The sequence below is a fragment of the Streptomyces cupreus genome, assembly GCF_014257025.1.
GTDB lineage: Bacteria > Actinomycetota > Actinomycetes > Streptomycetales > Streptomycetaceae > Streptomyces > Streptomyces cupreus.
In genome coordinates, this window is the sequence record NZ_JACMSF010000007.1 from 24,620 (window position 1) to 34,874 (window position 10,255).

Here is a 10,255-nt window from a genome sequence, read left to right on the forward strand (position 1 = left end):
TCGTGCATGCCGCGTCAACTACCCACGGTGACCGCTGGTTATGGGGGCGTGGGGAAGCGCCCGCCGCGCCTCAGTACGCGACGGTGATGCGCCGGGCCGGACCGTCGACCCGTACGAGACCGCCGTAGGGGATCACGAGCTGCGGGTCGGTGTGGCCGAAGTCCACATCGAAGACGATCGCGGTGTGGGGGGCGTATATTCGCGCGGCGCGAAGGACGGCCTCGCGCTGTTCCTCGGCGTAACGCGCCGCTTCCTCAGGGCTGTTGGGGTGCTCGAAGGACCAGGTCTTCGGGCGGCCCATCAGCAGTGCGGAGAAGCGCTGGAGGAGTCCGCGCTCGCCCATGTTGCGCAGGGTGCGGAAGATCTCGGTGCCGCTGGGCATTTCCTCCGAGGTCTCCAGGAGCAGGACGCCGCCGTCGAACTCCGTCAGGTCGCGTGGGATCTCACGGTCGGCCATCAGCAGCCAGCCGAGGATCTCCAGACAGCCGCCCCAACTGCGGCCCTCCACCACACGCTCGGCGTTCACCCAGGTCCAGCCGGCGCCCGGCTTTGTCCCGGGCTCGGCGTCGAAGGTTGCCGGGTCGGCCCAGTCGCGGTCGATGTCGTTCCAGCGGTCGGCGGGGCTCAACTCGTACTCGCCCGATGTGAACAGCGCCGCGCGCAGCGAGTCCGCCGTCAGCCGGCTCATGGCGACCGGGCGGCCCAGCGCGGTCATCACCGTCGCGCCGTGATAGCCGACGATTCCGGCATTGCGCAGGAACGCCAGCAGGTTCGTGTTGTCGCTCATCCCGAAGAACGGCTTCGCGTTCGCCCGGATCAACTCCCGGTCCAGGAAGGGAAGCACGGTGATCTGGTCGTCGCCGCCGATCGACGCCATCACCGCCTTGATGTCCGGGTCGGCGAAGGCGGCGTGGATGTCCTCGGCCCGTTCCTGGGGTGTCGATCCCATCTTGCGGGTCGCCGGGTACTCCACCGGTTCGAGGTCGTACTCCTTGCGCAGCCGCTCCAGGCCCAGTTCGAAAGGGCGCGGGAAGAGTCCGGGCAGGCCGCTGCCGGGGGAGATGACGGCTATGCGGTCGCCGGGGGAGGGCTTGGGGGGATACGAGATCGTCGTCATGTCGGGCAGGGTACGGGCCGCCGCTCCGCCCGCGCACCGTGATAAACCGGGTCTGAGCAGCGGTCCTCCAAGGGCCGCTCCACACCGAACGGACCGGAGGAACCGTGCCCCGCACCCTGGCCAACGCCCCGATCATGATCCTCAACGGCCCCAACCTGAACCTGCTCGGCCAGCGTCAGCCCGAGATCTACGGCTCCGACACCCTCGCCGACGTCGAGGCGATGTGCGCCAAGGCGGCGGCCGCGCACGGCGGGACGGTGGACTTCCGCCAGTCCAACCACGAGGGCGAGCTGGTCGACTGGATCCACGAGGCGCGGCTGAACCACTGCGGGATCGTCATCAACCCGGCCGCCTACTCGCACACGTCCGTCGCGATCCTGGATGCGCTCAACACCTGTGACGGCATGCCGGTGTTGGAGGTCCACATCTCCAACATCCACCAGCGTGAGTCCTTCCGCCACCACTCCTACGTATCGGCGCGCGCCGACGGGGTCATCGCCGGCTGTGGGGTGCAGGGCTATGTCTTCGGCGTCGAGCGCGTCGCGGCGCTGGTGGGCGCGGCGCAGGCCAAGGCGTAAGACCCGCCTCCCATGGACGCGCGCTCCTTACCGGCGCGCGGTCCGTGCGCGCACCGGGGCCGCCGGTCGAGGGCGGGGAATGAGACCGGCGGCCCGTACCGCCCAGGAGCCGTCATCCTGTGCGGGCTGCTACCAGTTGACTGCGCAACGGCATGCGCCGGGAGCGCGCGCAGGGCGCGGGTGCGTGCGAAGGGTTCACACGGGGCGCGCGGCCGAGACTTGCCACGGCGACGCCTCTCACCACCCTCGCGCGCGCCACTCCGGCAGTTGCGGCCGCTCCGCGCCCAGCGTCGTGTCGTTGCCGTGGCCCGGGTAGACCCAGGTCTCGTCCGGGAGCACGTCGAAGATCTTCGTCTCGACGTCGTGGATCAGGCTGGCGAACGCCTTCGGGTCCTTGCGGGTGTTGCCCACGCCGCCCGGGAACAGGCAGTCCCCGGTGAACACATGGGGGTGCCCGTGCGGGTCGTCGTAGACGAGGGCGATCGAGCCCGGTGTGTGCCCGACGAGGTGGCGTGCGGTGAGTTCCACGCGCCCCACGCGGATCACGTCCCCGTCGTCGACCAGGACGTCGGTCGGTACGGGGATGCCCTCGGCGTCGTTGCGCCCCGCGTATGTGCGCGCGCCCGTGGCCGCGACGACCTGCGCGAGCGCCTGCCAGTGGTCGCCGTGCTGATGGGTGGTGACGACCGACGCGATGCCGTCGTCACCGATCATGCCGATCAGCGTCTCCGCGTCGTTCGCCGCGTCGATCAGCAACTGCTCGTCCGTCGCCCGGCAGCGCAGCAGATAGCAGTTGTTGTCCATCGGACCGACCGCGATCTTGGTGATCATCAGGTCCTTGAGCTCGTGCACGTCCGCCGGGCCCCCGACCGTCACCTCTCCGCTGTACGTCATGGCGGCAGCCTATAGCGGGGGGAGTGTCGGGAGTGGCCCGCCGACGGCGGTCAGCGCCGATCCGTCGCGGCGGCCGCAGAGCCAGCCGAGCAGATCGGCCTGGCGGCCGCTGACGGTGACCGGGTCTCCCTCGTGACGGCCGGTGGGGATCTGCCGGCCGTCGTCCTCCACGATCATCACGGCGGGAACCTCGGGGTTGCCCCGGAACCGTTCCGCGAGGAAGTTGATCTCGCGCTGGGTGAACTCCTCCGAAAGGTCCTCCAACTCGTACCCGATCCCGAGGTCCACGTGGTGCAGCTCCACCTCGACCCAGCGCCGGAAGGGCACCCGGGACGCGGAGTCCGTGACGCCGTTGCGCAGCTCCACCGTCCGCGACCAGTCCGCGGGCACCTCCCCAGCCCGTGCGAACCGGGCCGCGCTCTCGCGCACGTCCGCGAGCTGGACGTCGAGGGCGCGCGGCGCGTCCCGCTCGATGTCGGCGTCCCGCGCCTCGGCGGAGGCGTACATGGGGCGCCCTTCGAGCACGTTCACGAGGGCGTCCGCGTTGCGGGCGAGGTGGGCGAGGACATGGCCGCGGGTCCAGCCGGGCAGCCGTGACGGCTCGGCGACCGAGGCGTTGTCCAGCTTGGCGGCAGCGGTGAGCAGCCGTTCGGTCGCGTCACGTACAGACGCCAGGTCATGAGCGTGATCAATCATGCTGCTGACCTTAGTCCCGCTACACCTTTGGGTGAAGGTGGTGAAGCGGCGCCCTTATTCGAATGCACGTGCTATAGGGTCGGAAGTGGCGTCGGGCATGCTGGGTGGCCGGGGATTGTTACGCATCCGGGAATCCGACCGGCGTTGTCAGTGGCTCCCCCTAGTCTGAGAAGGACGGGGGCCTCGCCCCTGTCACTTCTCTCAAGAAAGGTGCGGACCGGCGTGGCCGACCGTCTCATCGTCCGTGGCGCGCGCGAGCACAACCTCAAGAATGTCTCGCTCGACCTGCCGCGCGACTCGCTCATCGTCTTCACGGGCCTGTCGGGGTCGGGCAAGTCCTCGCTGGCCTTCGACACCATCTTCGCGGAGGGCCAGCGGCGCTACGTGGAGTCGCTGTCCTCGTACGCCCGCCAGTTCCTCGGCCAGATGGACAAGCCGGACGTCGACTTCATCGAGGGCCTGTCGCCCGCGGTCTCCATCGACCAGAAGTCGACCTCGCGCAACCCGCGCTCGACGGTCGGCACCATCACCGAGGTCTACGACTATCTGCGGCTGCTCTTCGCGCGCATCGGCAAGCCGCACTGTCCCGAGTGCGGCCGCCCGATCTCGCGCCAGTCGCCGCAGGCCATCGTCGACAAGGTCCTGGAGCTTCCGGAGGGCAGCCGCTTCCAGGTGCTCTCGCCGCTGGTGCGCGAGCGCAAGGGCGAGTTCGTCGACCTCTTTTCCGATCTCCAGACCAAGGGCTACTCCCGTGCGCGGGTGGACGGCGAGACGATCCAGCTCTCCAACCCGCCCACGCTGAAGAAGCAGGAGAAGCACACCATCGAGGTGGTCGTCGACCGCCTCACGGTGAAGGACTCCGCCAAGCGCCGCCTGACCGACTCCGTCGAGACCGCCCTCGGCCTGTCCGGCGGCATGGTCGTGCTGGACTTCGTCGACCTCCCCGAGGGCGACCCCGAGCGCGAGCGCATGTACTCGGAGCACCTGTACTGCCCGTACGACGACCTCTCCTTCGAGGAGCTGGAGCCGCGCTCCTTCTCCTTCAACTCGCCCTTCGGCGCCTGCCCCGAGTGCACCGGCATCGGTACGCGCATGGAGGTCGACCCCGAGCTGATCGTCCCGGACGAGGACAAGAGCCTCGACGAGGGCGCCATCCACCCCTGGTCGCACGGCCACACCAAGGACTACTTCGGCCGACTGATCGGCGCCCTCGCCGACGCGCTGGGATTCCGCACCGACATCCCCTTCGGGGGGCTCCCGCAGCGCGCCAGGAAGGCCCTGCTGTACGGGCACAAGACACAGATCGAGGTCCGCTACCGCAACCGGTACGGCCGCGAGCGTGTGTACACGACGCCCTTCGAAGGCGCCGTCCCCTTCGTCAAGCGCCGGCACAGCGAGGCCGAGTCCGACGCCAGCCGGGAGCGCTTCGAGGGCTATATGCGCGAGGTGCCCTGCCCCACCTGTGCGGGTACACGCCTGAAGCCGGTCGTCCTCGCGGTCACCATCATGGAGAAGTCGATCGCCGAGGTCTCCGCGATGTCCATCAGCGACTGCGCGGACTTCCTGGGCGAGCTGAAGCTCAACGCCCGCGACAAGAAGATCGCCGAGCGCGTGCTCAAGGAGGTCAACGAACGGCTGCGGTTCCTGGTCGACGTCGGCCTGGACTACCTCTCGCTGAACCGCGCGGCCGGCACCCTCTCGGGCGGCGAGGCCCAGCGCATCCGCCTGGCCACCCAGATCGGCTCCGGCCTCGTCGGCGTGCTGTACGTCCTCGACGAGCCGTCCATCGGTCTGCACCAGCGCGACAACCACCGGCTGATCGAGACCCTGGTCCGGCTGCGCGACATGGGCAACACGCTCATCGTCGTCGAGCATGATGAGGACACCATCAAGGTCGCCGACTGGGTCGTCGACATCGGCCCCGGCGCCGGTGAGCACGGCGGCAAGGTCGTGCACAGCGGCTCCCTGAAGGAACTGCTCGCCAACACCGAATCGCAGACCGGCCAGTACCTGGCGGGCAAGAAGTCCATCCCGCTGCCCGACATCCGGCGCCCGCAGGACCCGACCCGCCGGCTCACGGTGCACGGCGCCCGGGAGAACAACCTCCAGGACATCGACGTCTCGTTCCCGCTGGGCGTCTTCACGGCGGTCACCGGTGTGTCAGGATCCGGCAAGTCGACGCTGGTCAACGACATCCTGTACACGCACCTGGCCCGCGAGCTCAACGGCGCCCGGAACGTCCCGGGCCGGCACACGCGCGTGGACGGCGACGACCTCGTCGACAAGGTCGTGCACGTCGACCAGTCGCCCATCGGCCGCACCCCCCGGTCCAACCCGGCGACGTACACCGGCGTCTTCGACCACATCCGCAAGCTGTTCGCCGAGACCACCGAGGCGAAGGTCCGCGGCTATCTGCCCGGCCGATTCTCCTTCAACGTCAAGGGCGGCCGCTGCGAGAACTGCGCGGGCGACGGCACCATCAAGATCGAGATGAACTTCCTCCCGGACGTCTACGTCCCGTGCGAGGTCTGCCACGGCGCCCGGTACAACCGGGAGACCCTGGAGGTCCACTACAAGGGCAGGTCCATCTCCGAGGTCCTGAACATGCCGATCGAGGAAGCCATGGACTTCTTCGAGGCCGTCCCGGCGATCAACCGCCACCTCAAGACGCTCAACGACGTCGGTCTCGGCTATGTCCGCCTCGGCCAGTCGGCGACCACCCTGTCCGGCGGTGAGGCCCAGCGCGTCAAGCTCGCCAGCGAGCTCCAGAAGCGCTCCACCGGACGCACGGTCTACGTCCTCGACGAGCCGACCACCGGTCTGCACTTCGAGGACATCAGCAAGCTGCTGAGGGTCCTGGCCGGCCTGGTCGACAAGGGCAACACGGTGATCGTCATCGAGCACAACCTCGATGTGATCAAGACCGCCGACTGGGTCGTCGACATGGGCCCCGAGGGCGGCGCAGGCGGCGGTCTGGTCGTCGCCGAGGGCACGCCCGAGGAGGTCGCCGCGGTCCCGGCCAGCCACACCGGCAAGTTCCTGCGGGAGATCCTCGGCGCCGACCGGATCAGCGACGCGTCCTCCGTGAAGGCCCCGCGCGGGGCGGCGGCGAGGAAGGCGGTCGCGGCCCAGGCGACGGCGAAGAAGACGGCCACCGCCCGGACCACCAAGGCCGTCAACAACACGGCCACCAAGAAGGCCGCAGGAGCCACGAAGAAGGCGGCACCGGCGAAGAAGACGACCCGGGCCCGCAAGGCCTGAGCCCGTCAGCACTGAGCAGCGCGCCCCCGCGGAGACCTCCCGCGGGGGCGCGTCGCATCTCACCTGCCTTCGAGCACACCGGCCAGTTCGGAGGCGTACGGCGGTTCCGCGCCCGCGCGTGAGCAGGTGATCGCCGCCGCGCGTGCCGCGAAACGCAGCAGGGCCGTCCACTCGTCCGCGCCGAGCCGCGCCACCGCCTGAGGGGACAGCGCGTCCCGGACGGACAGTCCGTGCAGCAGGGCCGCGTTCACGGTGTCCCCGGCTCCGATCGTGTCGACGACATCGACCTTCTCGCCCGGCACCGAGTACTCCCCGCCGTCCTGGGTGAAGACGGTGAGCCCGTCGCCGCCGTGGGTGATCACCACGGCCTCGGGGCCCTCCGCGAGCCACTCGCGCGGGGTGCCGCCGAGCCACTCGGCGTCCTCCGCGGACAGCTTGAGCAGCGACACCGACGGCAGCCAGCCGTGGAATCGGGCCCGGTAGTTGTCCGGGTCGGGGATCAGCCCCGGGCGGATGTTCGGGTCGAGGGCCGTGAACACGCCCTGCGCGGCCGCCGCCCGCATCAGCTCCGCGTACGCGGTCGCGCCCGGTTCCAGGACGAGCGAGCAGGTCCCGAAGGACACCGCGCGCGTGCCGTCCGGGAGGGCGGCGGGCGCCGTGAACAGCCGGTCGGCGGTGCCGTCGACGTAGAAGGAGTAGGCGGCCGAGCCGTCCGCGTCCACGGTGGCCACCGCGAGCGTGGTCGGCTCGGTCCCGCGCTGTACGGCCGACACGTCGACCCCGTCCCGTCGCAGCCCGTCCAGCAGGGCCTCGCCGAAGGCGTCGTAGGACGTGCGGGAGCAGAAGGCGGTGGGGGAGCCGAGGCGGCCGAGGGCCACGGCCGTGTTGAAGGGGCCGCCGCCGAGCGCCGGCCGCAGGCTCGCGAGGGCGCCCGTGCCCTGCGGCACGAGGTCGATCAGGGCCTCACCGGCGACGACGATCACGAGGTGGTTCCTTTCGCGGGGTTGTGGAGCTGTTCGGGGCAGCCGCACGAGGTGCGGTGGACGAAGGCGCAGTCGAGCCGCACGGTCCGGGCGGGCCGGCCCGGCTCGGCGAGGCGGTCCAGGAGGACGCGTACGGCCTGGGCGCCGATCTCCTTGCTGGGCTGGGCGATCGCGGTGAGCCGGGGTGCGAACAGGTCGGCCCACGCGAAGTCGTCGAAGCAGCACAGGGCGAGATCGTCTGGCACGGACAGGCCGCGCTCGCGCAGGGCGCGCAGGGCACCGATGGTCATCGCGTTGTTGGCGGTCACCAGGGCCGTGGGCGGTGCGGCGAGGGACAGCAGGGCCGCGGTGGCGCGCTCGGCACCGGCGGACTCGGAGTCGCCGTGCGCGATCAGGCGTTCGTCATGGGCGAGACCGGCGTGCGCGAGCCCGTGCCGGTAGCCGGTGATCCGCTCGCTGGTGGTGCTGAGCCCGGGGCGCCCCGCGACCAGTCCGATCCGCCGGTGGCCGAGCTCCGCGAGATGGGTGACCAGACGGGCCGTCGGTTCGGCGCTCGCCGCGCACACCTGGTCGAAGTGCGGCGCGGCCTCGTCGTCCACCAGCCGGTCGAGGAACACCGTCGGTACGTCGTGCCGCCGCAGGTAGGCCAGAAGCTCGCGCGGATCCGCGGACGGCGCGACGATCATGCCGTCCACGCGCCGCTCGTGCAGCAGCTGGACGACCTTGCGCTCGTGCTCGGGGTCGTCGTGCGGATCCGCGATGAGCAGGCTGTATCCATGCTCCAGGGCACCCGCCTCGACGCCCTGGAGGATCTCCGTGAAGTAGGGATTGCTGATCGCCGACACCGCGAGGCCGATGGACCGGGTGCGCGCGGTGACCAGGGAGCGGGCCAGGGAGTTCGGCGTGTAGCCGAGCCGGTCGATGGCGTCCAGGACGGCCTGACGGGTGTGGGGGAGCACCGGGCGGGTGCCGTTGAGGACGTGCGAGACGGTCGCCACGGAGACGCCCGCGTCACGGGCCACGTCGGCCATGGTCGGCATCGGATTCCTCCCCTTCGGGCTCTGTCGTCAGCTGCTTCTGGCCGGGAAGGTATCCCATCCGGCGGCTGACGTAAACGCTTGCGCAAGCGTTTACGTCAGCGGGTGCGCAAGCGCCGACGGCACCTCGCCCCGGCGTCCGTCCCGCCCGCCCCGGCCGGTATCGTCGCCCTGCCCGCCCCTGACCAGTGGAGACCCGTATGCCCGGCCGCCCGTCCCCGACCCGTCGTACCGTCCTGCGCGGAGCGGCCCTCACCCCCGTGGCCGGGCTCGGCCTCGCCGCCTGCTCACCGGGCGGGGAGACGAAGGACGCCGAGCCGACCGCGCCGGTCGACCTCGGCGCCGAGAGCGAGGTCGCCAAGGGCGGCGCGAAGCTGTACCGGGATCACAACGTGGTCGTCAGCCGGGACGCGAACGGCACCCTGAAGGCGTACAGCACGATCTGCACGCACGCGTTGTGCCCCATCAACAAGCTGGAGGGGACGAAGCTCATCTGCCCCTGCCACGGCAGCGAGTTCGACGCGACGAGCGGCGAGGTGCTGCGCGAGCCGGCCGGCGTGCCGCTGAAGGAGCTGCCGGTGGAGGCCAAGGGCGGCCGGATCGTGACGGGACCGGCCGCCACCGCCTGAGCCGCCGCCCGGCGAGGGCTCACCCGAGCCCGCTCACTCCCAGTCCCACCCGATCCCCACGATCCCCGTCCGCAGCCGAGGCTCGACGAGATGGACCGAGTGGTACTGCCGGCTGAGCGGGAGCTCCTGACGGCCACTGCGCGGCGCCGCCGCCGAGTGCTGGGCGAAGCGATGACAGCGCACCGGCAGATGGTGCTCCTCGAAGCGGACCTGGAGGGCGTACTGGCCGCCCGCGAGGCCGAACCCGCGCGCGTACTCGCGGGACACCCCTGAGGTGCCGTCCTCGACGCCGTACCGGAAGAGGAAGGTCTCGCCGGAGCGCAGGCGGGTGTCGAAGAGCAGCTCGGCGACGAGGACGCCGGTGTCGTGGTGGTGCCGGACGCGGCCCGTGCGGCAGTTCTCCAGGGCCTGGACGCGCATGAGCTCGGGCGCGCAGCCGGGGTCGCCGTGGTACACAGCCATGAAGCGGTCGACGCCGTCCCTGTGGGCGCGCACGATGTGGTGCGACTCGCGGCCCGCCAGCTCCCGCCGTGCACCGATCCGCACCCGCTCGTGCAGCCCCAGGGTGTGCAGCCCGCCGTCGACCGGGACGTCCAGCTCGGCCAGCAGCCGCTCCAGGACGCCATCGGCCTCGACGAGGGAGCGGTAGGAACGGGCCGCGGTCCGCCCCGCCGCCGGTTCGTCGCCCTCGGCGAGCAGCCGGATCAGCGACTCCTCCGGCAGCTGGAGGATCTCCTCCAGCGCCCGTACCGCGCGCAGCGACTCGGGACGCTGCGGCCTGCGGGCGCCCTGCTGCCAGTAACTCAGACTCGTGACGCCGACCTTCACCCCGTAGCGCGACAGATGGTGCTGCACGCGCTGGAGCGGCAGCCCGCGCGCGGCGATGGCGGCACGCAGGGCGACATGGAAGGGGCCGCCGCTGAGCACCGCATCCAGTTCCGAATGCGGCTTCGTAGCCCCGTCCATGTCCGGCTCCGCGGTGAGGACGGCGGCGTCCGCCTGCTGAGGCGCGTGCGGCATGAAGGGGCCTTTCTGGGCAGCGTTCACGACGGCTGGTCGG

Annotated in this window: 9 protein-coding genes; 3 read left to right on the forward strand and 6 right to left on the reverse strand. The window is 70.8% G+C overall.

The annotated features are described in order from the left end of the window. Nucleotides 1-70 precede the first annotated feature (70 nt). Nucleotides 71-1,117 carry a S66 family peptidase gene (locus H4N64_RS08700; protein ID WP_186281545.1) on the reverse strand — a complete coding sequence of 349 codons (1,047 nt, stop codon included), beginning with the start codon at nucleotides 1,115-1,117 and terminating at the stop codon, nucleotides 71-73. Between the two features lie 104 nt (nucleotides 1,118-1,221). Between H4N64_RS08700 and aroQ the strand changes: the two genes are divergently transcribed. After that, a complete protein-coding gene (gene aroQ / locus H4N64_RS08705; RefSeq protein WP_186281546.1) occupies nucleotides 1,222-1,695 on the forward strand; it encodes a type II 3-dehydroquinate dehydratase in 474 nt (157 codons plus the stop codon). A gap of 237 nt (nucleotides 1,696-1,932) precedes the next feature. On the opposite strand, the gene H4N64_RS08710 is transcribed toward aroQ, so the two are convergent. Together H4N64_RS08710 and H4N64_RS08715 are read right to left on the reverse strand one after the other, a co-directional pair. Then, nucleotides 1,933-2,589, reverse strand: coding sequence for an MBL fold metallo-hydrolase (locus tag H4N64_RS08710; RefSeq protein ID WP_186281547.1), 657 nt, complete (start codon nucleotides 2,587-2,589; stop codon nucleotides 1,933-1,935). Nucleotides 2,590-2,598: 9 nt separating this feature from the next. Beyond that, nucleotides 2,599-3,285 carry a maleylpyruvate isomerase family mycothiol-dependent enzyme gene (locus H4N64_RS08715; RefSeq protein ID WP_186281548.1) on the reverse strand — a complete coding sequence of 229 codons (687 nt, stop codon included), beginning with the start codon at nucleotides 3,283-3,285 and terminating at the stop codon, nucleotides 2,599-2,601. 222 nt (nucleotides 3,286-3,507) lie between these two features. On the opposite strand from H4N64_RS08715, the gene uvrA reads away from it, so the two are divergent. Then, nucleotides 3,508-6,546 carry an excinuclease ABC subunit UvrA gene (gene uvrA, locus H4N64_RS08720; RefSeq protein WP_186281549.1) on the forward strand — a complete coding sequence of 1,013 codons (3,039 nt, stop codon included), beginning with the start codon at nucleotides 3,508-3,510 and terminating at the stop codon, nucleotides 6,544-6,546. Nucleotides 6,547-6,605: 59 nt separating this feature from the next. Here the strand turns inward: uvrA and H4N64_RS08725 are convergent, their stop codons facing one another. Both H4N64_RS08725 and H4N64_RS08730 read right to left on the reverse strand, forming a co-directional pair. Further along, nucleotides 6,606-7,529, reverse strand: coding sequence for a PfkB family carbohydrate kinase (locus H4N64_RS08725; RefSeq protein ID WP_186281550.1), 924 nt, complete (start codon nucleotides 7,527-7,529; stop codon nucleotides 6,606-6,608). Next, a complete protein-coding gene (locus H4N64_RS08730) occupies nucleotides 7,526-8,569 on the reverse strand; it encodes a LacI family DNA-binding transcriptional regulator (protein WP_186281551.1) in 1,044 nt (347 codons plus the stop codon). The genes H4N64_RS08725 and H4N64_RS08730 overlap by 4 nt, the downstream gene beginning before the upstream one ends. Before the next feature lie 197 nt (nucleotides 8,570-8,766). Between H4N64_RS08730 and H4N64_RS08735 the strand changes: the two genes are divergently transcribed. Then, entirely contained in the window at nucleotides 8,767-9,195 is a 429-nt protein-coding gene (locus H4N64_RS08735; RefSeq protein WP_186281552.1) for a Rieske (2Fe-2S) protein, read from the forward strand. Between the two features lie 33 nt (nucleotides 9,196-9,228). On the opposite strand, the gene H4N64_RS08740 is transcribed toward H4N64_RS08735, so the two are convergent. Then, complete coding sequence (locus H4N64_RS08740) at nucleotides 9,229-10,215, reverse strand: hypothetical protein (RefSeq protein ID WP_186281553.1); 987 nt, start codon at nucleotides 10,213-10,215, stop codon at nucleotides 9,229-9,231. Nucleotides 10,216-10,255 lie beyond the last annotated feature (40 nt).

Excerpts from the sequence above, each read along its gene's own strand:
- H4N64_RS08740 (WP_186281553.1), bottom strand. The coding sequence starts at position 10,215 with ATGCCGCACGCGCCTCAGCAGGCGGACGCCGCCGTCCTCACCGCGGAG.
- H4N64_RS08700 (WP_186281545.1), bottom strand. The coding sequence starts at position 1,117 with ATGACGACGATCTCGTATCCCCCCAAGCCCTCCCCCGGCGACCGCATA.
- H4N64_RS08730 (WP_186281551.1), bottom strand. The coding sequence starts at position 8,569 with ATGCCGACCATGGCCGACGTGGCCCGTGACGCGGGCGTCTCCGTGGCG.
- H4N64_RS08735 (WP_186281552.1), top strand. The coding sequence starts at position 8,767 with ATGCCCGGCCGCCCGTCCCCGACCCGTCGTACCGTCCTGCGCGGAGCG.
- H4N64_RS08710 (WP_186281547.1), bottom strand. The coding sequence starts at position 2,589 with ATGACGTACAGCGGAGAGGTGACGGTCGGGGGCCCGGCGGACGTGCAC.
- H4N64_RS08715 (WP_186281548.1), bottom strand. The coding sequence starts at position 3,285 with ATGATTGATCACGCTCATGACCTGGCGTCTGTACGTGACGCGACCGAA.